Below are 26,044 nucleotides of genomic sequence, written 5' to 3'. Positions count from 1 at the left end.
TATTTCTTTATTTACCAATTATTATCTAATAGCATTTTCGAATTCAGGTTTTACCCAGTAATTTCTGAATTCCAAATCTTCCTTTGCTCTTTGTCTGATGCTACCATCTAATTTGATTGCACGTGTTAAGCTTGTTGTAAGCAAATCAACATCTTTTGATCTTGCTCCAACAATTGCTCTCAGATAAAAATCTTCTGCAGATTTGTCGTCTATTTTATCCAATACGTTTTTAGCTCCGGTTAAATCTTTCTTCAAGGTATAAGCTAAAGCTCTGTTGTAGTCATATCTGTCTCCTTCAAAAGATTGGATAGCTAATTCATAATCGGCTGTTTTGATGTACAAAATTCCTTTGTTATTTCTAACATCAGCACCTGCAGCAGCAGCTTTCTCATAAATATATAAAGCGGTATCATACTCACCTTTAATTCTATAGCAAATACCAGCATTTTGAAGAACTTCTTTTGTATTTGGATGTTTCTTATTCAATTTGGTTAAAATATCAAGGGCATCATCATATTGTCCCTTAAGAATATGAACACCAGCTAAGTTGTTTAAACCAACATACTCATCAGGATATTTCTCATTATAATAAGTATATAATTTAGCTTGATCATCTAAACTCTTGGTATTATATGCTAAATAAAGAACTTCTTGTTTGTTATAAAATTCATCCAATTTGTTCTCTTTGTACAATGCATTCAGAACGCTCAGCTCACGAATGATTGTTTTAGCTGTCATTGCAATTTCTGTTTTCCTCAACTTAGGAAGAATGGTTTTTGCAAGAACTTCCCACTGACCAAGTTTTCTGATGTTTGCTTCTTTCTCATCCAATGGAAGATCGGAGGCAATAATTTTAAGAATATCTTCTTTAATGCTCAGATCACTTTTTGAAATAAGTTGTTTTAAACCTTCCCAATCTTCGTAAGTCTGGTCTCTTTTGTAAAAGCCAGAATCATAAACTTGCTCAAATCCAATAGCTTTCAGTCGCTTGACCATATAAGCATAAGAAACTGACTTTCTGCTTTTTGCTAGAAATTCGTTTCTATCAAATGCTCCGTCAGGAGAAGCTTGTGAGTGCATAGTAACACCTTCTATTTGGTATCCTTCTTTGATAACTAAATCGAATACTGGATCAAGTACGAAGGGTAGTTTAAAGTCTTTACTTTCAGTTTGACCTTTTTTAATGATATATTTATCGTTTTCATAATAAATAACACCATTCGCAACAATTCTGGTTGGAGTGAAGCTTCCAGCTATGCCAATAGTTTCAGTTGGCTGAACTGTTTGGGATGTAGCTATCACACCTTCAGAGATCATATATTTTTTTACATCACAGATACAGTTGTCAAGTTCATCATAATCTGAATCAATCTTGTAAGATCCAACTAAGTAAATAGTAGAATTCTTCATGCCTGGCTCATACCTTAATTTTTCACGATAAGGCACTGTTGCTCCAGCTTTAAAGGGTACTACATTCGAAGATGGAATTTTATTCGATTGCAAATCAACCTTTTCGCCAGCAAGCAATAAAGGTGTCATAAAAATACTGTCTGTTTTGTAGGACAAGAAAGGATCAAGTTTCATAATTGCTTTCTTGTGGAAATAATTTTCAGGAATATAGGTGTCGAAATAAACGTTGATGCTATCGGCATGTACTTCAAGAACATCGTCAACAACTTTAATCTTTACCTTGTCGAGATCTTTCTGCATTTTTTTCAATGGATTACATCCATAAAACGAAACAAATAAGATACTCATCCCAATAAAAAATAACTGCTTCCTGTAATTAGCAAGGTTTTTCATATTCAACGGTTTTAGGTTATTTTTGTGATGAATTTTAAACGTATTCATACGCATTTGCAAAACTAAGAAATTTTGAGATACAAACAATTAATTATCTTATTTTTTTAGAAGAAATTTAATTAACCAAAAACGGCAAAACCATGATGTGCGATTGTTTAACACGGATTATACCAATTTGGGCATTTGTAAAACTGTCTATTTCTTGTTATACTTGCGTTTAAAACTTAAATATTTAGAGGATAAATATACAAAAATTAAGAAAAAAAACATTTAAACTAAATAAATAATGAGTAATCCAATTGTTGACCTTAAAAATGCACATATCTTTCAACAAGATACCCTGATATTACATGATATTAATTTATCGCTTTTACCACACGAATTTGTCTATCTGATTGGTAAAACCGGAAGTGGTAAAAGTACACTGATGCGAGCTCTATATGGAGATTTGTTTTTGTCGAAAGGAGAAGGTACAGTAGCAGGTTTCGATCTTAATAAATTAAAAAAGAAAGATGTACCTTTTTTAAGACGAAAACTGGGTATTGTTTTTCAGGACTTCCAGTTATTAATGGATAGAAGTGTTTTTGATAATTTAAAGTTTGTTTTAAAAGCCACTGGCTGGAAATCAGATGATTTGATTGCCAAGAGAATCAAAGAGGTATTGAGACAAGTGGGTTTAAATACAAAAGATTTTAAAATGCCTTTTGAACTATCAGGGGGAGAGCAGCAGCGTGTGGCCATTGCTCGTGCACTATTGAATGATCCTAAAATTATTTTGGCGGATGAACCTACAGGAAATCTGGATCCTGATACATCAAATGAAATATTGGCTTTATTATTTGATATAGTTAAAAGTGGATCAACTGTATTTATGGCTACCCACAATTATAAATTAATGGAGCGCTTTCCATCTAAAATATTAAAACTTGAAGATGGGCAGATACAGGAAACAACAATCACCTAAATTTTATCAATAAGCTTATCGATATTGTGATTGTTTGAAAACAAAGTTTGCAAATGCTGCTGTCTTGTTTCTTGCTGACTAATCGTGAAATCCAGATTAAAATAATCATGAATCTGTGCAACAAATTCACTATCATCAGAGGCAATAATACATAAATGATCCAGACCAGTATCTTTAACCATCTTGCTGTTAACCAAGCAATATCTTCCTAAATATAAGGCATTTAGCAGTTTTAGTTTTATACCTGTATCTTGAAAGGTAGGAAGTATGTTTATCTGGGCATTTTTAATAAGGTCATAAATCTCATCCAATTCAGGATTGATCAATTTTATATGTGACTGATCTTTTACTAAATCAATGAGCTTTCTGGATGGATTTGAACCTGCAATTATACAAGGATATTCGATTTTGTCAAATACATTTTCAATCAAATAAATGGCTGCCTCATTATTTTCTCCCACTCCTAAATTACCGTGATACAATATATATTCTCCCTTGCCTATAGTAGAGCTTAGTTTTTCGTTGGGATGAAAAACAGGTAGATAAAAACTGTTTTGATGTTTTAGGTTCAGAATAATTTGATCGGATGGAGAAATGGCAGCTATATGATTTACGTTGCTTAGTATTTGTTGAAAATTTTTAAGCCGGATTGCTTCAATTTTAAAATACAATTGCTTGAAAATGTTTTTTTCAACCTTTGCTAAATGCATATAATATAAGTATTCAATATTATGCATTCTAACCATTCTATTCCTGTGCTTGAGACTATCATGATTTGCATAATAGGCACAATGAAGCCCTTCAAATAAAATTGGAAAATCGTTTTTCTGAAGATTTTTCAAGAGTTGAGCCGATTTCCTTGTTTTAACGATATAGGGTAGTTTTAAATTGAAAAGGTTTCCGAATCTTTTTCTGGAATAATAAGAAACTTCTTCACAAATACTTTCTAGCTCTCGACAACTTTCTCTCCCATATTGAAAAGCATGCAAATGGATTTTAACACCTTTTTCCTTAAGTGCCTTCATTTTATAGTATACATCAATTACACCTCCATAATTAGCTGGAAATGGTATGTCGAATGAAACTATATTTAAATGTAAATTAGATGTTTTGGTAGACATCAAGGAGTCTTTTTTCTTCGTTTTGCCAATTAAATTCTATTTGCGCTTTCAAACAATTGCTTTCAAGTTCATCATAAAGCTTTTGATTGCTCAGAAGAAGATTTATGGATTTGACGATATCTTCAACTTTTAAATCGCATAGCAAAGTAACTTTAAATTTTTCGTTTACGCGCTTGTACTCTGGAAAATTATTTGAGAGGGAAGGTATGCCTGCATGGATGTAATCAAAAAATTTATTGGACAAAGAATAGTAATAGCTTTTACTATGTTGATCGAGCAGATTGTATCCAATATATGCATTGCTGGTATATTCTCTTAGTTTCTTTGCTTCTACAAAACCTTTCATACTTACTTGATTTTCTAGATTGTGATCAGCAATTAACTGCTTTATTTTTTTTGTTAAATCACCTTCCCCAATAAGCACAAGATTAATGCTTAAATTTTTCATTGCCAGAACTAGTTCTTCCAGACCTCGCCCTTTATTGATTGCTCCTTGATAAAGAACAAATTTCTCTTTCCTCACTTTCGATTTTTCATGATGAACTAAAATAGGAACATTTCTAACGACCTTAAACTCCTGATGGTATTGATTTGATAAAATTGCAGCCAGTGAATCATTTACTGTGTAGCTAGCAGTCATTTTAGGAATGCCATAACCAGCAATTTTTTCCCAAATCTTTTTGGTAAAACTCCGTCCAATTAGTTCAGGAACTTCTGTATAGAATTCATGGGCATCATAGAGGCATTTCTTTCGTTTTAATTTGGCAGTAAATAGATTCGGAAGGAGGGTGTCGAGATCTATAGCACACAAAATGTCAAAAGGCTGGAACAATAGAAAAATAAACAAGCGCACATTATATTCAGCATAAAATAGTGGCCCTGAATTAAACAAACATCTTAATCGTTTTTTGCTAAAAGAATCAGTTTGTAATGGAATGGAATGTTTTCGTTTTCGACCTACTAATAATACAGAAAATCCATTATTTGCAAGCGATTCACAAATTCTATGCATGCGCTGATCATAAGAAATATCGTTGCTAACGGTGAGAATAATTCTTTTCATTCTTTGATTTGCAAATAAAAGTTAGAATCTTCTGTAATTTTACCCTGATCAATTAACCAGCGTACTGCATAAATAACTTTTTCTTTTTGAATAGTAGGAAATTCAGCTGAAATTTCTGTTGATTTTATTTTTTTATTTTTAATTAACGCTAACAGACTGGAATATATTTTATCAAATTCAGCAGCAGTTAAGCCTGAGTCTTTTACTTTCAAACAATAATCGCAATGGCCGCAATTATTCTTAATTTTCTCACCAAAATAATTCAACAACATTTTACTTCTACACCTGCCAGACTCATATCCATATTCCTGAATAGCTTCAATTTTCTTCTCAGCAATTTTCTTCCTTTTTTGCCAATTTGTATAATCAAATGGAAAATTATTTTTGTCTGTTCTATCAATAAGAAATACTAATTGCGGTTTATTTCGTGCAGGGATATAATCTGCAATTCCCAGTTTTTTAAAATAACTGAGGTATTTAATGATCGTTTCTTTACTGGAATTTAGCCTTGATGCCAATTCACCTTCACTAATACGAGTATAGTTGTCGTATAAACCACTATAGGACCTGAGCAGCGTTTTGATTATTGGCTCAAACTTTGGATTTCTCAATTGAAAATCATATAGCTCAGTATGTGATGGAATAAACATGAATTTTGAAATGAGCACACTATTCTCTGACAACTGAATAATGCCTTCTTGTTGCAAGCTTTTTATGGCATTATAGGTTTTTAGTAAATCAAGATTGTATGTTTTACAAAACACATTCATATCAAAGTCAAATTCCATGAATTCACCATTACCAATTGGTATTTGGTAGTAATTGCATAAAATATCATAGACTTTTTGAATATCTTTCTTCTCAGGAAATTTTTTTTCAATGCGCTGAGCTAATGCTGTTTTATCATTTGAATCAACAATGGCAATAGCAAAAGATTTCTTCAAATCTCGTCCTGCTCGTCCAGCTTCCTGATAATAAGCTTCTAAACTGTCAGGTAAATCTACGTGAATAACCACTCGAACATTTGCTTTGTCGATTCCCATTCCAAAGGCATTGGTTGCTACCATAATGCGGAATGTGTTTTTCATCCAATCTTCCTGCTTTTGATTGCGCGACTTTGGATCAAGTCCAGCATGATAATAATCGGCACTTATTTTCTGCATGACTAAAAAATCAGCAATTTCTTTTGCATGCTTCCGGGTTCGTACATAAACGATACCTGATCCTTTCACATTGTTTAAGATGTCGGCAATTTTTTTAAGTTTTGCCTCATCATATACACAGGCATAAATTAGATTTTCCCTTTCAAAACTTTTTTGAAAATGCTGTGGATTTTTAAATTCTAATTTTTCTATGATATCAAGCTGAACCTCTTTAGTAGCTGTAGCTGTTAATGCCAGAAAGGGGATGTTTGGAAACCAAGGCTTTAATTTGGCAATTTTTAAATAGGATGGTCTGAAATCATAACCCCATTCAGAAATACAATGAGCTTCATCAACGGCTATCATGCTTAATGGGAGTTTCTCCAAACGTGCTTTAAAAATGTCTGTTTCCAATCGTTCTGGTGAAACATACAACAATCGGTATTTGCCAAAAACTGCATGATCAAGTATCCTGTCAACTTCATTGAAACTCATCCCCGAATATATTGCTGCTGCTGGAATTCCTCTTTTTTCCAGATTTTGAACCTGATCTTTCATCAATGCAATTAAAGGGGATATGACCAAACAAAGTTTATTCATATAAATTGCTGGCAGCTGATAGCAAATAGATTTTCCACCACCTGTAGGTAACAATGCCAAGGTATCGTTATTGGTGATTGCAGAAACTATAATTTCCTGCTGAAGGTCTCGAAATTTATCAAAACCCCAGTATTTTTTCAATAGCTGATGAAGCTGTTCAATCATGCTGATTGTAGCTTAATAATGGCATTCGTTTAATTGAATCAAACGTCTAATTTAAGGCCATTTAAAAGAAAAAGAATTAATTCCTACAATTCGATTTTATCGAAACCTGTGTATTTAACCAATACTTTAGGAATATTGATGTGATTTCCTTCCTGATTATTTTCTAAAATGGCAGCGAGTATTCGTGGTAAAGCAAGTGCACTTCCGTTAAGGGTATGTGCCAATTGGTTTTTATTATTCTCATCTTTATATCTGAGTTTCAATCGGGAAGCCTGAAAACTTTCAAAGTTTGATACTGAACTTACTTCCAGCCATCTTTTTTGAGCGGCAGAATAAACCTCAAAATCAAAAGTCAGGGCAGCTGTAAAGCTTAAATCCTTACCACAAAGTCTCATTATCCGGTAGGGCAATTCCAGTTCTTTAATCAGACTTCCAACATAACTAACCATTTCATCTAATGTTTGATAGGAAAGTTCAGGTTTTGTGATTTGAACAATTTCTACTTTATCAAATTGGTGTAAACGATTAAGTCCTCTTACATTTTTACCATACGAACCAGCTTCTCTCCGAAAACAAGGTGTGTAACCCGTTAGTTTGATGGGTAAATCATCTTGAGCTACTATTGAATCACGGTAAATATTTGTCAGAGGAACTTCTGCGGTTGGAATTAAATACAATTTGTCTTCATTTACAAAATACATCTGCCCATCTTTATCGGGCAACTGGCCGGTTCCATATGCAGATTCCTCATTCACCATTATGGGAGCCTGAATTTCAGTAAATCCTTGTTCAGATGCTTTGTCTAAGAAATAACTAATCAGCGCTCTTTGCAATTTTGCTCCTTTTCCAATGTAAACTGGAAAACCAGCACCAGTTAATTTGTTCCCTGTTTCAAAATCAATAATACCGGCTTTTGTGGCAATCTCCCAATGTGGAAGTGCATCTGTCTCGAAAACTTCACCATGCTGTTCTAATAATTCATTGTCATCCTCATTCAAACCTGCTTTCACTGAATTATGTGGGATATTTGGTAATTCTATAATAAGACTGTGAATTTTATCTTGAATAGCCAACTGGTCATCTTGCAGTTTTTTTGCAGTTTCTTTTAAACTGGAGGTTTTAAGTTTCAGTTCATTTGCTTTTTCCACTTCTTTGTTTCTGAACAAAACACCAATTTCTTTAGCCAAGGAATTTAATTCCGACTGCACCTCATTGTTTTCTTTTTGGGTAGATTTTCTTGCTTGATCTAAGGCAAGTATTTCTTTAATTTTTGATTCTGCATCAATGTTTTTAATAGCTAAAAGTCGAATGACCTCAGATGTGTTTTCCTCAAGTTGTGAAATAGTCAGCATGGCATATTTTTTTGAAATGCAAAGTTATAATTATTCATTCAGAAATAAATTAGCAATTTAGCATTGATTAAAAGGTTACATCATCTCCTTGAACGACACTAATGAAAATGTAGCGATGTCAATAAAATCAATGATAGTGGTGTATATTTAATACTTTCTTCTGTTTTGATTTTTGTAAGTTTGTTAATCATGTTTAATCAATAAATGTCTGAGAAAATTCGTCTATATCTCTTTGTTGTTTTGCTCCTGACAATAACTTCTGCACAAGCACTGGCGCAGGATGCCATTCATTTTATTGAAAACAAGAATCAATGGGACGAACATATTCTTTACAGAGCTGATATTTCAGGTGGAAAAATCTATGTTGGGAATAGCAGTCTAACCTATTTGTTTTACAATTCGGATGAAGTAGATGAACAACATCACCATCATAACCTGGATGAATTACACTTTCATGCTGTTGAAATGAAATTTCTAGGCGCAAATCCCAATCCTGAAATTATTCAATCTCAGCCAATTTCCTATCACTATAATTATTATTTGGGAAATGATAAAAGTAAATGGGCCTCCAATGTAAACGGCTTTTGCAGGATTCGAATTAAAGATATTTACGAAGGAATAGATCTTGAAATTCAGGGAGAAGCTGATCATATTAAATATACTTTCTTCGTTTCAGATATTGGTGATCCCGATGAAATAAGGATAAAATATACAGGTCAGGATAAAATTAAGATCATTAAGGATCAATTAAGAATAAAAACATCCATTGTTGAAATAATGGAAACGATTCCAGAAGTCTATCAATTGAATTCAGATCAGAAAATTCCTATTGCATGTAAGTTTGACTTAAATAGTAATGTACTTGGTTTTTCCTTTCCAGAAGGATTTGATATTAATTTGCCAATAGTTATTGATCCTAAAATTATTTTTGCTTCCTATAGTGGTTCTTATTCTGATAATTTTGGCTATACAGCTACATACGATGACTCAGGATATGCCTATTCTGCTGGAACTGTATTTGGTCCGAACTTTCCTTATACGCTGGGTGCCTATCAAACAAGCTTTAAAGGAGGGCATGCAAGCACAGTTGCAGGGTCTGGTGTTGCCAGAGATATTGGAATTTTAAAATATCTTCCTGATGGAACAGGCCTTGTTTATGCTACTTATTTAGGCGGTAAAGGAAATGAAGATCCTCATAGTTTAGTGGTTGATCACAATTACAACCTAGTGGTTTTTGGCAATACATCATCTTCTGATTTTCCAATTGGAAATACATATGCAGATGATACTTACAACGACAGTTTCGATATTTTTGTCGCTAAGTTGTCTATTAATGGTGACACCCTGCTGGCTTCATCCTATCACGGTGGATCAAGCTCAGATGCCTTAAATGGATATTATATATTACCCATAACCAATAAGGATAATGAGAGTAATCTTGGTTTTAATTATGGAGATAGCTATAGGGGAGAGGTGATTGTAGATTCAAGCAATAATATTTATATAATTACAACAACCAAGTCTGCGGATTTTCCTTACACATCAGGAGCTATGCAAACTACATTTGGTGGGGGAGGACAAGATGCGTGTGTGGTTAAGTTTAATAGTAAGATAAATACTGTTCTTGCCAGTACATTTTTAGGAGGAACATTAGATGATGCTGGTTATGGAATTGCTTTAAATAGTGTTGGAGATGTTTATGTATGTGGTGGAACAGAAAGTAATAACTTGCCAGTTTCAACAGGAAAGTATCAGACATCTTTTCAGGGCGGTACTGCTGATGGATTTATTTATCATATGAGTGGAGATTTAAAGCAAAAAAAAGCAGCCACTTATTTTGGAACCAATAAATACGATCAGGTTTATTTTGTGCAAACTGATCTGAATGATAATGTGTATGTAACAGGGCAAACAAAGAGTGATTTCTTTCCGGTTAAAAATGTGACTTATTCAGAACCAAAAGGAAAACAGTTTATCTCAAAGTTGAATCCAGGATTAGATTCCCTGATCTATTCCACAGTGTTTGGTACAGGTGGTGTTTATCCTGATCTGTCTCCATCTGCATTTCTGGTGGATTATTGTGAGCGAGTATATTTTTCAGGTTGGGGAGGGAATACAAATATTAGCAGTCGGGTATTGAGTACTAATATGTATAGACTCACACATACCCAGGATGCATTTCAAAAAACTACGGATGGATCTGATTTTTACCTAATCGTATTTTCACGAGATATCCAAAGTTTGCTTTATGCTACGTATTTTGGTGGCTATGCCAGTACTGATCATGTAGATGGAGGTACGAGTCGTTTTGACAAAAATGGGATCGTATATCAATCTGTTTGTGCTAGTTGTGGTGGCCATTCAAATGATTTCCCAACCTTTCCAAGTAATGCTCATTCATCAACAAATAATAGTACCAATTGTAATAATGCCATTTTCAAAATTGATTTGGATATTCCTGATTTGGAAGCTGAATTTGATTTGGATACTATATTCTGTTTGGCAGACTCTACCTCAATAATAAATTTGACCCAAGGAGGCAGAACCTACTTTTGGGATTTTGGTATAGCAGGCCGAACTGATGATACATCATCTTTATTTCAGCCTAAATTTCAGTATAGTGATACAGGTACCTACCTTGTTACTCTATATGCAGCCAACATAAATTCATGTGATTTGCATGATACATTTTCTAAAGAAATTTATGTTTACAATCAGTCAAATTCAGATTTTAAGTCCAAAACATTGGATTGTGTAAATGAATTCGAGTTTCAGGGAATAAGTCAATATGGACAATTTTACTCCTGGGATTTTGGGGACACATCAAGTTTGATTAATTCCAGTAAACTGCAAACACCTCAACATGTGTTTTCAGATACGGGCTATTATAATGTCACGCTATATGTAGATTCAGGAACTGTTTGTCAACATATCACACAGAAAATGATTCATGTTTCTGCACTTCCCAAAGTTGATTTTGATTTTGAGATAGATACCTGCCAGGGTGAAGCTAAATTTGTGAATAATTCTATGTACAGTGCACATTATTTATGGGTTTATGGAGATCAGGATTCGTCCTACAATGCAGATTCATTGCATAATCATATTTACGGCAGTGTCGATTCCTATGCTGTTTATTTAATTGCCATGCCCAATACAGTTTGTGCCGACACACTAATCAAATCCTTTAAAATTATTACACCAGCAGCAGATGCTATTCTGGAAATTGATAGTTGTCGTTTTCTGGTAAACTTTTTCAATCCATCTCAATATGCTTACAAAGCAAGCTATTGGGATTTTGGTGATGGAAGTGATCTGTCATTTGTTGATACAGTATACAATCATGCATATTCGGTTGCTGACACTTATCGTATTATGCTAATTGCCAATTTAGGAACATTGTGCTTAGATACTGTTTATAAAACTTTCATTTTACCTGAATTGCCGAAAGCCAATTTTAATTTTAAACATGAGCAGTGCTCTCCTGAAGTTAATTTTTACAATCAGAGTGACTTTGCTCAAACCTATAATTGGGATTTTGGAAATGGAAAAACAGGAAATGCGGTTGATTCTACCCTCATAAAATATGATAGTTCTGGAAAATATTTTATTCAGTTAATTGCAATATCACCTCAAAACTGTCGTGACACTTTATTGGATACACTTGATATTTTACATTTGGCAAAAGCCAAATTTGATTTACATTGGGATACATGTACAAACAAAGTGGATATCCGTAATTTCTCATCGAAAAGCGGAAATTATTTATGGGATTATGGCGATGGAAATTCAGGTTCAGATACGAACTGGTTTTTCTCACACCAATTTGATACAGTCGGAATTTATTTGGATACTTCCAGGCAATATATGGTTCAACTGATCGTGAATGATCCTCCATGTTCAGATACAGCATACCAACAAATTGTTATTCATGTTCCGCCAAAAATCGATTTTTTGGTAGATTATGATAGCTGTTCTCCTCTGGCCAAATTTACCAGCTATTCGCAAGGTGCTAAGAATTATCATTGGAGTTTTGGGGATGGTGATTCTTCGACTAATGAAAATATAGTGCATGAATATGCTGAGGCAGGAGATTATCAAGTTACATTTATCATCAATCAAAATGAAATTTGTACAGATTCTATTGTGCAGAAAATATCAGTAAACCGCTATCAACCCAATGAAATTATCTGGCCAAATATCATGACACCCAATCATGATAATCTGAACGATAAGTTTATAATTGAAGGGTTGAATTTCAATTGTGATTATTATGAAGTCTTTATTTATAACCGTTGGGGGCAGTTATTATTCTATGCGGAAAACGAAGATATTTATTGGGATGGAACTGTTGACGGAGTTGAAGTTGCTGATGGAACGTATTATTTTATTCTAAAAAGCAATTATATAGATTTGGCAGGAACCATTACCCTCCTCAGGAAATAAATCTATGGAAAATATGCCTGTTTTGCATCTAACTTTTAATTCATTTTTGTTGAAAAAAAAAGCTTAAGTTCGCTTATTAGTTAGGGATATTTCAGAAATTTGCAAATCAGTTTTTAGAAAAGGAGAATTAGCTACATTGGTACTCGATAATTACATAGCCAACCTATTATATGATCACAATTGTGTGATCGTTCCATCATTCGGAGCATTTATTGCCAATTTCGTTTCAGCAGAATTAGATGAACAAAAGCAAATCATCAGTCCACCTACAAAACAAATTGCTTTTAATTCCAGCCTGGTTAGTAATGATGCATTGCTATCGCATCATGTTGCCAATATTGAAGGAATAAGTTTTGATCAGGCGAATGAAAACATTGAATTGATTGTAAAATCATGGAATGATAAGTTACAGCAAGGCCAAAGTATTCGCTTAAACAAAATTGGGGAATTGACCTTGAATAGCGATCAAAAAATAATATTCAAACCTTACAATTCAATCAATTTTCTAAAAGAATCATTTGGTTTACAAGCCATTCCAATAGAAGCTGTAAATCGCAGAAGAATTGTTTTACAGACAGATCTTCTTCAGGATTTATCTCCAGAAAAGAAATTAGAGAGGATTAACGGAAATTCAAATAAGAAGAATCGGAAAATTGTTTTTTATGCGGTTACTGCTTATTTGCCGATTCTGGTAGCTTTATGGGCATTGTTTTTATTGAAAGAGCCATTTACGGGACAAGAAAGTGGATTCAATATTTTTAAAAAGTCAGAAGTAATTGAGAAGTTTGATACAAAAACAATAGAAGATATTAAAACAAATGAAGTAATTGCAGAAATTGAAACTACGGAAGAAATAGTAAATGAAGTAGCTGAAGAAGCCATTATACCAGAAGTAGTACTTGGTCCGTTATATTATATTATTGGAGGATCATTCAAAGATTCTCAGAATGCAGAATCATTTCAGGATGTATTAATCAATAAGAATTATCCACGAAGTGAAGTGCTTGAAGGTAATAACGGTTACATCAGAGTGAGTTATGATCGCTTTGAAGTATCAAATGAAGCATTAAAATATTTACAAACTATAAATCAAAACGAAAATTCAGCAGCCTGGATTTTAAAACAGTAAAATGAGAACAATTCTTTTGCAAACCGATTTAGTAGCTACAGAAGCAGTGGCTGCAGCAGAACAAACTGTTGATAAACTTCGTGTCATTGAACTCCTGATTAAAGGTGGATGGATCATGATTCCGATTATTTTGTTAGGTATCATTGGTATCTATATTTTTATTGAACGCTACTTGGTTATTCAGCGTTCTACAAAAATTGATGATAATTTCATGAACAAAATCAGAGATTTGGTGATAGGCGGAAATATCGAAGGAGCGCGATCTATTTGTATGACCAAAGATAGTCCTGTGGCTCGTATGATGGAAAAAGGTATTTCAAGGATTGGGAATCCATTAAAGGATATTTCTACTTCTGTTGAAAACGTGGCAAATCTGGAGGTATTTAAATTAGAAAAACGTTTAGCTACCTTGGGAACTATATCTGGTGCAGCCCCTATGATTGGATTTTTAGGAACTGTTACTGGAATGATAGAGGCTTTTTACAAACTGTCAAAGGCAGGAGGCAATAATATTGATCCTCAAGCATTATCCGGTGGTATTTACGAAGCAATGGTTACAACTGCTTCTGGTTTAGCAGTTGGGATTTTAGCCTTCATTGGGTATAACATCCTATCTTCTATGATCAAGAAAGTGGTGTTTAAAATGGAAGCTACTGCCGTTGAATTTATTGATGTGTTACACGAACCCATATAGTCATGGCCATTAAAAGAAATACAGAAATTAAAGCGGAATTTAGCATGTCGTCATTAACCGACATTATTTTTCTGTTGCTTATCTTTTTTATGCTTACATCCAGCTTTGTGACATTAAATGCTTTAAATCTGCATTTACCAAAAGCAAAAAATGTGGTTGAAAAGCAAGTTGATCCGGTAAGTGTAAGTATCACAACCAACCTTGAATATTACATTGGAAGTACTCAATATTCATATGATCAGCTGAATGCTGAAATTGATAGGCTATTGCCTCCAGCTGATGCAACAGTAACCGAAGATTCGAGAGGTTCGGTTGTTATTAATGTCGATGGAAGTGTGGCAACTCAAGAGGTTGTGAAAGTAATGATATTAGGAAAACAATTAGGGGCAAAAGTGATTTTAGCCACTGATCCAAAATAAATTAGCTCTTTTGGAGTTATTAACTAAATAAAGAACAAAGCCATGAAAAGATCATATGAAGATGATGGCACTAAAAAGAAAGATAGAGTAAGTGCTACAATTGGAACCACCGTTTTCTTTTCGATTTTGTTTGCTATTTTTATGTTATTTGGATTTAAAACAATACTGCCTTTACCTGAAGAAGGTGGAATAGAAGTTATGCTTGGCGAACTGGAATATGGTTCCCCCGGTGCATCTCTACCCGAACAACCTATAATTCAACCATCAACGCCCACACCTTCAAGTAGTGAAGCAGTTCCAGAAGCTTCAGAAACTGAAGTTGCGACAGAAACTGAAAGCGAAGTGGTTATACCTGAAAAAAAGGAAGAAAAAAAAGAAAATCCTGTTGAAACAAAAACAGAAACCAAGACAGAAAAAGCCACGGAAGAAACAAAAGTGGAGGAAAAAGAGCCAGAAAGAAAATCCAATCCTAAGTATGAGTTTTCAAAGAGTGATAAAAAATCAGGAAAAGGTAATGGCGAAAAGGAAGGGAATCAGGGAAACCCAAATGGAAGTCCTAATTCGACAAATTTAGGAGTGGGTGGATCTGAAAAAGGTTATGGTAATATTCTTCTAACTGGCAGAGGAGTTGTTAAACCACCTCCTGCTATTGAGGACAATACACAAAAAGTAGCTCGCGTTATTATTGAGATTACAGTCAATAAAAAAGGATATGTGATCGGTGCAAAAGCTTTAAGTAAAGGAGGAGGAATCACAGTTGGACCATTGGTTCAGAAAGCCATTGCATCAGCCAAGCAAGCTCGCTTTACGGCTGATCCTGAAGGAGCTGAAGAGCAGTATGGAACCATCACTTTTGACTTTAAATTGAAATAGTTTAGTAGTTTTCAAAAGCTGAGTTAAATTTAGATAGCTTTTTTCACCTTCATGCTAATGGTCTGGTAATAAATAGCAAAGCGTTCATTTTTCATATAACCTTCCAACTCTATTCTATTCCTTTCAGCTTGCTCAGCTAATTCCATCAATTTTTTGTTGTTTGCCAAATTATTTACATCCGTTTTTTGAGTTTCCACAAAACCATTAAAGTCATCCAGCCAAAGGGCATATTCCTTCAGAAAATCTTTTTGTTCTTGCGTAAATTCTGAAAAACTAATTGTTTTTTTTGAATCAGTTGTGAAAGAGGAGGTAATAGCACCACCGGCTACTAAACCTAATTGTTTGAAGAATGCTTTGCGGTTTTGTTTTTCCTGCTTCATTAAAAGTATCTTTTTTTTTGAAGCCATTTGAAAGCAAGAAACATACCTTGAAATCACTTCTTTTTCTTGCCTACCTTTGCTTTCGGATTAAATTCAAGTGCTAACCCAACCCAGTAGTCCAAGTCATTGTCTTTTTCATATCCATTCTCATCAATATAGACAAAACCTTTCATCGGACGATTCGTAAAATCCATCACCTTACATCCTGGCTTTTTTAATGCTTGCTCTTGTATTTCAGGATCAATACGTGCCATAATATTGTTGTTAACAATGCCAACACACATTTTGTCATCAACCATGTAAGCCACACCTCCAAACATTTTCTTTTCTGTGTAATCAGTTCCTTTTTTATCGAGAGCCAGTTTTAGTCTTCCAGCCAATAGTTCATCATATGCCATACTTATTCGTATTTGTTCAAAGATAATCAATATCCAAAAAACGTAAAAAGTTGCATTGGACAAATCAGTATAACTATAATTCTAAAAAATTTATAAATTGCAGAAAAAACTATGCATTCAAAACTGTATTTTCTGACCATTTTACTTTTGCTTTTTCTGGTGCAGTTAACTTTTTCCCAAACAATTGACAGCAGCAAAACCAAAAAAGAAGTTCCTGATATAGAAACCAATATCATCGAAGACTTTGATATCGAAGTCATAAATATCCCTATTCCTGAAGATGAATTGAACAGAGATGATGCTATATATTATGTAGTTGAAGATCAGCCTGAGTTTGTTGGTGGGATGGATTCAATACAAAGTTTCATTAGTAAAAATCTAATCTATCCTCAACTTGAAAAAGAGAATGGAATTCAAGGCTTAGTCGTAGTGAATTTTATTGTCGAGAAAGATGGAAGCATTTCAAATGCCAAAATTATTAAAAGTTTAACCCCTGGTTTTGATGCTGAAGTGCTCAGATTAGTGAAATTGATGCCTGCTTGGAAGCCCGGAAAACAAAGAGGTGTTACACAACGAGTTTTTATAAATTATCCGATTCGATTTTCACTAGATTAATTTATAGTCACACATTTTCTGTCAATGTCTTTCAAGAGGACAATAATCATAAAATGTTATTAAGGGTAGTAACTCGAATCATGCTTTATACTACAAGTCATGTTTTTGCTGATTGAAGCTTGCAAGCTCACTCACAAAAAACATATCTTAAAATACTACGAGCAGATAGGCATCGAAAATTTTCAAAAGAGTTTTTTTGCCAACAGATGAAAAGTTGATAAAAAATTTTAGTTTGACAACACAATTGTGTATTTTTGATGTTTTGAGGTCAAGCAAAAATTCATAAAGCTGAAAAATGACAAGTTTTGGATATTTTATAAAAAAAGAAAGAGAAAAAAGAGGATGGACTCAAACAGATTTAGGAGCAAAGTTAGGAATTAATATGACTAAAATTAGTCGGATTGAGAATAATAAAGACCTTTTTACTCGGTCTAAATTGGAGAAACTTGCAGAATTATTTGATACTGACATAACTCTGATGAAAGAATTGTTTTTCGGAGATAAATTTGCGAAAGAAGCTTACATAAATGGATGTTCTGAAAAGACTTTTATTGTTGCAGAGAATACTGTCAAATATTTACAAGGTGTTAATGCCAAACAAGGTAAATTAGATTTATAGTATGGCAAAGATTAGAAAAAATGAAGCACAATTAGATATTGAATTATTTAATTATATAGCTTCAAATAAAACTTTTAGTAAGAAGTGGACTACAAAGAAAAGTGAAAATAATTATGTTCAGGAAGTTCTTGATACATCAAGCAAGAAAAATACGGGACAGAGGGGAGAGCCTGATTTAATTTACATAAGTGAAGCAAAAAGGATTTTAATACTAGTTGAAAATAAGGATTCAATTAAAGACCATGCTTCGAAGAGGGGAGACAACCCTATTGGGTATGCTGTTGATGGGGTTAAGCATTATTTATCATTTTTCTTGTCTTCAAGTTTATTGAATAAAAAAGCTACTCTTAAAGATTATTTTGCAAATTGGTCAATTGTTGGCATTGCTACATCTGGCGATATTAATGATGAATATAATCATCTGATAAGCACTTACATAATTTTTGATGATGAAATTAAAAATATTGAAACTAATGAGTTACTCAATGAAGATGATTATCTAGCCTTCTTCGAGAATATTGATATTGAAAGTATTTCAAAAAACATATCTATTTCATCAGGAGAGATAAACAGAATGCTAAGAACATTGGATTCTCAGAAAAGACCAATTCTTTTGAGTGCTCTGATGATTTGTTTATACGATAGAGATAATGTTGTAAATGATTTTAAAAGGAGTTATAGCAATTGGGCTGCTCAAACGATAATACGAAACATACCTAATATTATTCTTGATATTTTAACTGCTGAAGGAATTGACAATGATAAAATCAGTGTGCTAATCAACGAATTGGCATTTATAAATACAGACCATGATTTGTTATCTTCTGATATTTTAAAGGATATTCTGAAAGAATTAGAAGATAATGTAATCCCATTATTTAATAAAAAAACAAATTACGATATAATTGGAAAATTCTATGAGGAATTTTTACGCTATGCAGGTATCGCCAATGTTAAAAAAGGCATAGTTTTAACACCAAGTCATATCACAAAACTATTTACTGAGCTTATTGATATAAAAACCAATGATGTGGTTTTTGATAGTTGTTGTGGTACTGGGACATTTTTAATTTCAGGGATGAATAAACTAATATCTGAAATCGAAGATTCTAATATTGCAAATAAGCAAGCGAAAATTAAAACTCTGAAAGAAAACCAGTTGATTGGCTTTGAGAAAAGTACTACAATGTATTCTCTTGCAATTTCGAATATGCTTTTCAGAGGTGATGGGAAATCACGAATTTACAATATAGATTCCTTCACTGGATATGCAAAAACAGTGCTTTCTGAGTTGAAAAAAGAGGGTATTTTCCCATCAATTGGATTCATAAATCCCCCATACGGAGGAAGAGACACCAAAGAAAATCCAACAAAAAAGGAAATACAATTCCTAGAAAGTTTATTAGATAATGTTAGTAGATATGGGATAATAATTGCTCCGCTGTCAACTTATTTCAAGGAGGATGTAATTAGAAAAAGAATTTTATCAAAGCATTCCTTAAAATATGTAATAAATACTCCTAGTGAACTTTTTCAGCCTAATGCTTCAACACATACTGCAATTGCGATTTTTGAAACTAATTCTCCACATAATAATAAAGAAGTTGTATTTTTCAATATGGATGATGATGGCTTTGTTTTATCTAAAAATAGAGGCAGGACAGATGTTCTAAATAAGTGGAATGCTATCAAAAAAGATTTATTGAAAAAATTACAAAATCCAGTCAAATACCAGGACAATTATAAATTATTAAAAACTAAAATTTCATCAAAAGATGAGTGGATAATACAAGCTCATTCTAAAACAGATTACTCTCATGTCTCGAAAAACTCATTTATTATAAGCATTAAACAACACTTGATTTTTTCTTTGAAATTTAAATTTGACCTATTAAATAAAGAAATAGATGAAATATCATTACTAGAAATTTTAGTTGATAGCATTAATAAAGAACCTGTTTCTAAAACATCAAATTTTGATTTAGATATAACTAAATGGAAAGAATATTCTTTTCCTGAAGTATTTAAATTTAATCGAGGAAAACGTCTTACGACTTTAGACCAAATATCTGGTGATGTTGCTTATGTATCATCTACTAAATTGAATAATGGGATTGACAATTATATAACACCTCCTGAGAAGATGACTGTATATAATAATTGTTTAACACTTAACAATAGTGGAAGTGTTGGCTATGTTTTTTATCATACTTATGACTTCGTAATTTCAGACCATTGCACTGTTATTTATCCAAATGACAAAAAGATTAAATTAAATCAGTATTTAGCAACATTTCTTAAACCTATTATAGAATCACTAAAGCCAAAATACAATTTTGCTCGAGAAATAAGCGATTCAAGACTAAAGAAAGAGAAAATCTCTTTGCCTGCTGACAAAAATGGTAACCCTGATTGGGAATATATGGAGAGTTTTATTAAATCTTTACCTTATTCAGCTTCATTATAAAACATGCCATTTCTTTGCATCCATATACTATAGAAAGTCCCACTATAGCCCAAATTTCCATTTGAACTTTGAAAATTATCATTTATCTTTTTAAAATTAGAAGAGATCATCTGAATCGCATTTATCGTATCAATTGCAATGTGCCTTTCACGCTCTTATTCTGTCCGTTGCTGCCATTTGCTTGCATGATAAACACATAGGTGCCAATAGGACATAATTGTCCTTTGAATTCACCATTCCATGATTTATGGAAATCATCGGATGTGAAAACAAGCTCACCCCATCGATCGAAAATACTGATTTGGTATTCCATCACATTTTTGGCTTTCACTTTAAAAACATCATTTACTCCATCTCCATTTGGGCTAAACGCATTAGGCATAAAAGCATAAAGTGTTGTGGGAATACATACAATATTCGATTGGCTGATTAGATCAATATTCGAGGCACTATGTGCGGTAATACGATAACAATAATTTTCCTGATCTTTCTCTGTTTCGCTATCCTCAAATTCAAGATTCGGTTCTGATACCCGACCAAGCTCTTCAAATTCAAGGCTGGGATCATCATATATTTCTGCAACATATTCTGATACGCCCATAGGCCATTGTTCATATGCATTCCAAGTGAGAATGGGGAACTCTTCATCATCGTTAACAGTTAATAATATGTTTCGTCCATAATTGGAATATGCACTTTGATAATGACAACTGTCTTCAACAATGATTCGATAGAAATAGTTGAGTTGATGAACATCAACCTGATCATCTTCATAACTGAAAGTTTGATTATCAACCGTAATTAGATTGCTGAAATTTACTCCATCAATTGATCGCTGCAAAATATAGCTCATGGGAACTCCAACTGATACTTGCGTCCATTCAACTAAAATAGTTTCATCTTCTGTTACTGTAGCACGTATAACATAGTTATTGTTGACATGTTCTTCAACGATAACATTTCTGCTGGTGTCATCAACACAGCCTTTGTCTGTTGTAATTAATAGTGTAACACTTTTTGTTCCGGATGTAGTGAACATATAAGTTGGATGTTGACTACTTGAATTGTCGCCTGTTCCAAAATCCCAAGCCCATTGACTAAGCACATCTGGATTTTCTATCCTTGATGTATCCGTGAAAAAAGTATTTTGTTCAAGACAAATTTGTGAGAAATGGAAATCGGCAACAGGCATTGGATGCACAACAATAGGATAAGCAGATGAATCTTTACAATTCAAGGAAGAAGTAACTAAAAGTTTAATGATATAACTACTGTGATCCAGATAAGTATGAACTGGTTCAAATAGGGTGTCCGTTTCATTATCTCCAAATGTCCAGAAATAAGTGGATTGACCCCAATCAATTTGGCTTTGGTTTATTATTTCAAATGTATTTCCATCCAAACACTGAAGACTATCATTAACAGCAAATAAAGCTTCTGGAACTGGATGTACATAAACAAATGAAGAAATAGAATCCATACATCCAAAGGCGGTTTCAATATAATGCCAGACTTCGAAAGTGTCGTGATAGCTATACGTATGGCTCAAATCCTGACTGCTAAATAGATTGCTATCACCAGTATACCAAGTATATTTATCAATTGAACCGTACACGAGCTCAGAACTATCAATAAACTCAAATTGATTTTCATTTAAACATTGAGCCTCATCCAAAACGCCAAATTTGGCAACGGGCATAGGATGAATATAAACTATTTCAATTGAGGAATCGCTACAATTAAACCCTGATGTTGCTTTTAAAAATGCACTAAATGTGTCGTAGTAAGTGTATGAATGACTAGGGTTTTGAATCGAATATGTGTGTGTATCGCCTGTTTCCCAATACCAATTGGTAATGCTTCCTGATGAAATGCTAGTTAAATCCTTAAAATCAAGCAGGTTTCCTGTAAGGCATTGAGAACTATCATTGATGGAAAAGTCAGTAATAGGCATTGGTCTCACGTAAACTTCTTTTATGATGGAATCAATACATCCTAAGGATGAAGTGGCAAGAAGTTTAATTTGGAATGTGTCGGCTATTTTGAAGGATTGACTAAATGAGCTTCCACTATGAGAAATTCCATTCGAAGCGTAAAAATTCAGCGAGGTCAAGCTTCCTGAAGCAATTGTAGATTGATCATTGAATGTAAATAAGTTGCCGCTTAAACACTGTGAGCTATCATTAGTATTGAAATTAACTTCTGGTTGAGGATGTGTAATGACCATTTGATAAGCAGAATCCCTGCAATCCCAATCGCTTATAGCATACATTTTAACAAAGAAACTATCATGAGCTGCATAAGAATGGATTGGATTTTCGATCATTGAGCTATCGTTATCATCAAATAACCACATATAACTTAAAATACCACTACTGAGCGTAGATGAATTGGTAAATATGAAATTATTCCCACTCAAACATTGCATGCTGTCAGCAACATTAAAAGATGCTTCCGGCATTGGATGAACATGAATCAGTGTTTGTTTGCTGATGGTATCAAAACAGTTCTGATCTGAATTGGCCACTAATACTACATTGAATGTATCTGCTGTTAAGTAAGTATGACTTGGAGTTGTCAAGGTAGATGTAATACTATCGCCAAAATCCCAAAAGTAGGTCATACTTCCTGAATTGATGTTCGAATTGTTGTAGAAAATGAAGTTGTTTCCATCAAAGCACTGTGTGCTATCATTAATTTGAAATTTGGCAATTGGATTTGGAAAAACTACTGCTGATTGGTAAACAGAATCTCGACATCCCAGATTGGAAATAGCCAGAAGCATAATCGAAAAAGTGTCGTCAGTGCTATATACTTTAGTTGGATTTATGACAAATGAATTTGTAAGATCGCCAAAATCCCAAATGTAGGAATTACTTCCAGAGTTGATGCTGGATTGATTGGTGAAATTAAAACGATTCCAACGTTCACATTGCTTATTATTGTCGATGCTATAGGCTGATTTTGGAGAGGGATAAACATCAAGGTGTTTTTCTATAGTATCCACACAGTTGTTTGCTGAAGTAGCAATTAATTGAACTGTATAGCTGTTTTCAGCCAAATAGCTATAATTACTAATAGATGTAGTTGTGGTCGTATATCCATTTCCTAAAGACCAATAAAAGTTTAGTGAGCCCGAGCTAATAGATGAATTATTGCTAAAGTTGAAATTATTTTCATTCAGGCATTGAATGCTGTCATTGATACTAAAGTTACTAATTGGCATGGGATGCACAATTATTGTTTTTGAAATGGAATCGCTGCATCCATAATCAGAAATACAAATCAACTTTACAGTAAATGTGTCATGTGTGGAATAATAATGTGAAGGATCTTTTTGTGTGGAAGTGCTATTATCACCAAAGTCCCAATAATAAGTCATACTTCCTGTATTGATACTTGAGGTATTGCTAAAAGCAAACAAATTCCCTAGATAACATTGAGCAGAATCATTGATAACAAAATCAGGTTGAGGATCAGGCCTAACGTGCATTTTTTGTATCATAGAATCAGCACAACCCAAGCTTGATCCAACGACCAGTTTTACATCAAAACTCCCATCTTGAATATAAATATGAGATGTGTCGGCTTTATTAGCAAAGGTGCCATCATCAAAATCCCAAAAATAGGTTAGTGTATCGTTGTAAATAGTTGAACTATCATCAAAAATAAACTCATTTTGAGCTAAACATTGTGAGCTATCGTTTGCATAGAAAAAAGCAACCGGAGACGGATGCACATAAGTGTATTTTGAGAAAGTATCGGCACAATTCATTTCTGAATTAACAATCAGTGTAACCAAAAATGTATCATGACTATAATATCGATAACTGGTGTCAATTAACTGAGAACTTCCAGTATCTCCATATGTCCAGTTGTAAAATAAATTTCCATAGGCAATAGTGCTTGTGTTCGTGAATTCAAACATATTCCCATGCAAACAATGCACTGAGTCGTCAATGCTAAAACCAGGATTGGGTTCAGGATTGACAAATACCGCTTGTATCATCGAATCTTTACAACCCTTATTGCTTGTTGCCACTAATTTCACATCAAATGTATCAGTGAAGGCATAACTATGGTTGGTATCGGAAATCAATTCATTAAAACTGACACCATCTCCAAAATCCCAATATTTATTGATGATTGTGCCAGAGGCAATTGTTGAACTGTCTGAGAAAACAAAATGATTATCAGTATAACATTGTGTTGTGTCGTCCACAAATAAACTCACTTCTGGATTATCAAAGACATTTATTTCATAAGGTGTTGTGTTCTCAGTGCCCATTCTATAGGTAGTCAGACTAACATCATAAATACCTGAACTACTAAACAAATGAGCTGGTGCAAAATCAGTTGAAATACTATCAACACCTGAATTAGGATCATCAAAATTCCAATAAACTGAATCAAGACAACTCTCATTCACTATGGTAAAATGAGCTGAATCATTGACACATACATCGTCAAATTCAAAAACTCGTTTGTAGAGCCAAGAAGTTACAAATAGAGGTAAACCATTGTAAGAATTTTTGCCTGCAAGTCCCACTGCAGAATCTTCAAAACAGCATCCGATGCCTTTTTGATTGGGTGCATTTATAGCAGCCACATAGGAGCTGTTATATCTGTTGATGTATATTTTTCCATCCGATGCCAGCTGCATGGCTCCAGAATACCAATACCAATAATTGCCTTTGTAAGAAGTTGCAACCTTTTCTTTCGTATTGTTAATGTCTTGCGCTGTTCCTGCATTCACTTCAAATTGGTAAATATCAAATTGATAGGCAACCCAATAACTAGGATGATCTGTTAAATAAATTTTTGATCCATCGGGTGAAAATTCAATAGCTGCAGAGCTTGTGTACCAATAATAGTTGAAATTGTCGAGATAGAGTTCTTTTGCATTGGATAATTTTCCGGTTGAATTATTGAAATCATACAATTCACAAGCTGTAGAATCACTACTATACATGTAATAATGATGATAAGTTGATGCTATTTTTGTTCCATCAGGTGAAGCTTTTAAATTCCCGTTCCACCAATTGTAGTTGTATGGAAAAAAAACTGATCGTCCTGTAAATGAAGTTATTGGAGATGAATTAACCCCTGCACTGGAAACCAAGAAAGAATAAAATTTATTTGAATTTGTTTCATGTACTATGACCCAATAATCAATACCATTTGCATGTTGAGTTGCCGTTATTTTAGCATCCAATGTTTTTTCCAACAATAATGAGTTTCTATAAATAACGCTTCCTTTTCCACTGTTCAGTGTGGTATTTATAGTTGAATATCTTATTGCATCATTGTAATTAGAATTATTGCGACTAATAGAAAAAATATAATAAACATTAGGGTTTCCGGGTCGGGGAACAATAATGACTGATTGTCCATAATTATAATAGGTAGATGTACCCATTAAGCCATTTCCGTTTAACATCACATTATGCGAATGATCATAAACAGTAGAGCCATTGGTGTAAAACAATAATTCTCCATTCGAATCGGCTATACTGGAACAACCTCCCCATGCATTCATAGCACTATTGGTTTGAGGTTGGGGAGTACCGCTATTAAAATTTAAGGATGCCTGGTATCCAAAATACCATTGGTTTGTGTGCTTTTGTGCTGCTAAAGTGCATACTAATAGACTGAGAACACTCAAAAACACAAATTTTTTAATCAGCAACATGTGTAATTTTTTTTTCGATATATTATCTTATTTAATTTTAACATGTAAATTTACGTAAAAGTTGATATAATCATTTCCTTAATATTTAAAAATGTTATATTC

Annotated in this window: 17 protein-coding genes; 9 read left to right on the top strand and 8 right to left on the bottom strand. The window is 33.5% G+C overall.

What is annotated here, in order from left to right; translation table 11 throughout:
* Positions 1-21 precede the first annotated feature (21 nt).
* Positions 22-1,803, bottom strand: a complete 1,782-nt coding sequence (locus HOG71_00815) for a tetratricopeptide repeat protein (GenBank protein MBT5989372.1) — start codon at positions 1,801-1,803, stop codon at positions 22-24.
* Positions 1,804-2,089: 286 nt separating this feature from the next.
* Between HOG71_00815 and HOG71_00810 the strand changes: the two genes are divergently transcribed.
* Positions 2,090-2,767 (top strand): ATP-binding cassette domain-containing protein, encoded by a 678-nt coding sequence (locus HOG71_00810; protein ID MBT5989371.1) that lies wholly within the window; start codon positions 2,090-2,092, stop codon positions 2,765-2,767.
* Here the strand turns inward: HOG71_00810 and HOG71_00805 are convergent.
* The 4 genes from HOG71_00805 to serS form a co-directional block, all read right to left on the bottom strand.
* Complete coding sequence (locus HOG71_00805) at positions 2,764-3,888, bottom strand: glycosyltransferase family 1 protein (protein MBT5989370.1); 1,125 nt, start codon at positions 3,886-3,888, stop codon at positions 2,764-2,766. The genes HOG71_00810 and HOG71_00805 overlap by 4 nt on opposite strands.
* Positions 3,869-4,951 carry a glycosyltransferase gene (locus tag HOG71_00800; GenBank protein MBT5989369.1) on the bottom strand — a complete coding sequence of 361 codons (1,083 nt, stop codon included), beginning with the start codon at positions 4,949-4,951 and terminating at the stop codon, positions 3,869-3,871. The genes HOG71_00805 and HOG71_00800 overlap by 20 nt, the downstream gene beginning before the upstream one ends.
* The gene (locus HOG71_00795) at positions 4,948-6,858 is read right to left on the bottom strand and encodes a RecQ family ATP-dependent DNA helicase (GenBank protein MBT5989368.1); all 1,911 of its coding nucleotides are present in this window, start codon (positions 6,856-6,858) and stop codon (positions 4,948-4,950) included. Before HOG71_00795 ends, HOG71_00800 begins: the two co-directional genes overlap by 4 nt.
* An 83-nt stretch (positions 6,859-6,941) precedes the next feature.
* Complete coding sequence (serS, locus tag HOG71_00790; protein MBT5989367.1) at positions 6,942-8,210, bottom strand: serine--tRNA ligase; 1,269 nt, start codon at positions 8,208-8,210, stop codon at positions 6,942-6,944.
* 204 nt (positions 8,211-8,414) lie between these two features.
* On the opposite strand from serS, the gene HOG71_00785 reads away from it, so the two are divergent.
* The 5 genes from HOG71_00785 to HOG71_00765 all read left to right on the top strand — a co-directional run bounded on the left by HOG71_00785 (position 8,415) and on the right by HOG71_00765 (position 15,771).
* Entirely contained in the window at positions 8,415-12,656 is a 4,242-nt protein-coding gene (locus HOG71_00785) for a PKD domain-containing protein (GenBank protein ID MBT5989366.1), read from the top strand.
* 136 nt (positions 12,657-12,792) lie between these two features.
* Positions 12,793-13,785, top strand: a complete 993-nt coding sequence (locus tag HOG71_00780) for an HU-CCDC81 and SPOR domain-containing protein (protein MBT5989365.1) — start codon at positions 12,793-12,795, stop codon at positions 13,783-13,785.
* A gap of 1 nt (position 13,786) precedes the next feature.
* Positions 13,787-14,479, top strand: coding sequence for a MotA/TolQ/ExbB proton channel family protein (locus tag HOG71_00775; protein MBT5989364.1), 693 nt, complete (start codon positions 13,787-13,789; stop codon positions 14,477-14,479).
* A 2-nt stretch (positions 14,480-14,481) separates the two neighbouring features.
* Positions 14,482-14,898, top strand: a complete 417-nt coding sequence (locus tag HOG71_00770) for a biopolymer transporter ExbD (GenBank protein ID MBT5989363.1) — start codon at positions 14,482-14,484, stop codon at positions 14,896-14,898.
* A gap of 42 nt (positions 14,899-14,940) precedes the next feature.
* Complete coding sequence (locus tag HOG71_00765; GenBank protein ID MBT5989362.1) at positions 14,941-15,771, top strand: energy transducer TonB; 831 nt, start codon at positions 14,941-14,943, stop codon at positions 15,769-15,771.
* A 29-nt stretch (positions 15,772-15,800) separates the two neighbouring features.
* Here HOG71_00765 and HOG71_00760 read toward each other — a convergent pair whose 3' ends face one another.
* Positions 15,801-16,151: a hypothetical protein gene (locus HOG71_00760; GenBank protein ID MBT5989361.1), complete on the bottom strand. Its 351-nt coding sequence runs from the start codon at positions 16,149-16,151 to the stop codon at positions 15,801-15,803.
* 53 nt (positions 16,152-16,204) lie between these two features.
* Positions 16,205-16,549 (bottom strand): TfoX/Sxy family protein, encoded by a 345-nt coding sequence (locus HOG71_00755; protein ID MBT5989360.1) that lies wholly within the window; start codon positions 16,547-16,549, stop codon positions 16,205-16,207.
* Between the two features lie 111 nt (positions 16,550-16,660).
* Between HOG71_00755 and HOG71_00750 the strand changes: the two genes are divergently transcribed.
* The 3 genes from HOG71_00750 to HOG71_00740 all read left to right on the top strand — a co-directional run bounded on the left by HOG71_00750 (position 16,661) and on the right by HOG71_00740 (position 20,250).
* Positions 16,661-17,164 carry an energy transducer TonB gene (locus HOG71_00750; GenBank protein MBT5989359.1) on the top strand — a complete coding sequence of 168 codons (504 nt, stop codon included), beginning with the start codon at positions 16,661-16,663 and terminating at the stop codon, positions 17,162-17,164.
* Positions 17,165-17,459: 295 nt separating this feature from the next.
* The gene (locus HOG71_00745) at positions 17,460-17,783 is read left to right on the top strand and encodes a helix-turn-helix transcriptional regulator (protein MBT5989358.1); all 324 of its coding nucleotides are present in this window, start codon (positions 17,460-17,462) and stop codon (positions 17,781-17,783) included.
* Position 17,784: 1 nt separating this feature from the next.
* Positions 17,785-20,250: an N-6 DNA methylase gene (locus HOG71_00740; protein ID MBT5989357.1), complete on the top strand. Its 2,466-nt coding sequence runs from the start codon at positions 17,785-17,787 to the stop codon at positions 20,248-20,250.
* A gap of 121 nt (positions 20,251-20,371) precedes the next feature.
* Here HOG71_00740 and HOG71_00735 read toward each other — a convergent pair whose 3' ends face one another.
* Positions 20,372-25,942, bottom strand: a complete 5,571-nt coding sequence (locus HOG71_00735) for a T9SS type B sorting domain-containing protein (protein ID MBT5989356.1) — start codon at positions 25,940-25,942, stop codon at positions 20,372-20,374.
* Positions 25,943-26,044: the final 102 nt, after the last annotated feature.

This window comes from Bacteroidota bacterium, assembly GCA_018698135.1.
GTDB lineage: Bacteria > Bacteroidota > Bacteroidia > CAILMK01 > JAAYUY01 > JABINZ01.
The sequence above is the reverse complement of the archived record's forward strand: the minus strand, read 5'-3'. Positions and strand labels throughout refer to the sequence as shown.

Bases quoted from the DNA above. Each gene is read 5' to 3' on its own strand.
- HOG71_00815 (MBT5989372.1), bottom strand. From the start codon at position 1,803: ATGAAAAACCTTGCTAATTACAGGAAGCAGTTATTTTTTATTGGGATG.
- HOG71_00810 (MBT5989371.1), top strand. From the start codon at position 2,090: ATGAGTAATCCAATTGTTGACCTTAAAAATGCACATATCTTTCAACAA.
- HOG71_00805 (MBT5989370.1), bottom strand. From the start codon at position 3,888: ATGTCTACCAAAACATCTAATTTACATTTAAATATAGTTTCATTCGAC.
- HOG71_00800 (MBT5989369.1), bottom strand. From the start codon at position 4,951: ATGAAAAGAATTATTCTCACCGTTAGCAACGATATTTCTTATGATCAG.
- HOG71_00795 (MBT5989368.1), bottom strand. From the start codon at position 6,858: ATGATTGAACAGCTTCATCAGCTATTGAAAAAATACTGGGGTTTTGAT.
- serS (MBT5989367.1), bottom strand. From the start codon at position 8,210: ATGCTGACTATTTCACAACTTGAGGAAAACACATCTGAGGTCATTCGA.
- HOG71_00785 (MBT5989366.1), top strand. From the start codon at position 8,415: ATGTCTGAGAAAATTCGTCTATATCTCTTTGTTGTTTTGCTCCTGACA.
- HOG71_00775 (MBT5989364.1), top strand. From the start codon at position 13,787: ATGAGAACAATTCTTTTGCAAACCGATTTAGTAGCTACAGAAGCAGTG.
- HOG71_00770 (MBT5989363.1), top strand. From the start codon at position 14,482: ATGGCCATTAAAAGAAATACAGAAATTAAAGCGGAATTTAGCATGTCG.
- HOG71_00765 (MBT5989362.1), top strand. From the start codon at position 14,941: ATGAAAAGATCATATGAAGATGATGGCACTAAAAAGAAAGATAGAGTA.
- HOG71_00760 (MBT5989361.1), bottom strand. From the start codon at position 16,151: ATGAAGCAGGAAAAACAAAACCGCAAAGCATTCTTCAAACAATTAGGT.
- HOG71_00755 (MBT5989360.1), bottom strand. From the start codon at position 16,549: ATGGCATATGATGAACTATTGGCTGGAAGACTAAAACTGGCTCTCGAT.
- HOG71_00750 (MBT5989359.1), top strand. From the start codon at position 16,661: ATGCATTCAAAACTGTATTTTCTGACCATTTTACTTTTGCTTTTTCTG.
- HOG71_00745 (MBT5989358.1), top strand. From the start codon at position 17,460: ATGACAAGTTTTGGATATTTTATAAAAAAAGAAAGAGAAAAAAGAGGA.
- HOG71_00740 (MBT5989357.1), top strand. From the start codon at position 17,785: ATGGCAAAGATTAGAAAAAATGAAGCACAATTAGATATTGAATTATTT.
- HOG71_00735 (MBT5989356.1), bottom strand. From the start codon at position 25,942: ATGTTGCTGATTAAAAAATTTGTGTTTTTGAGTGTTCTCAGTCTATTA.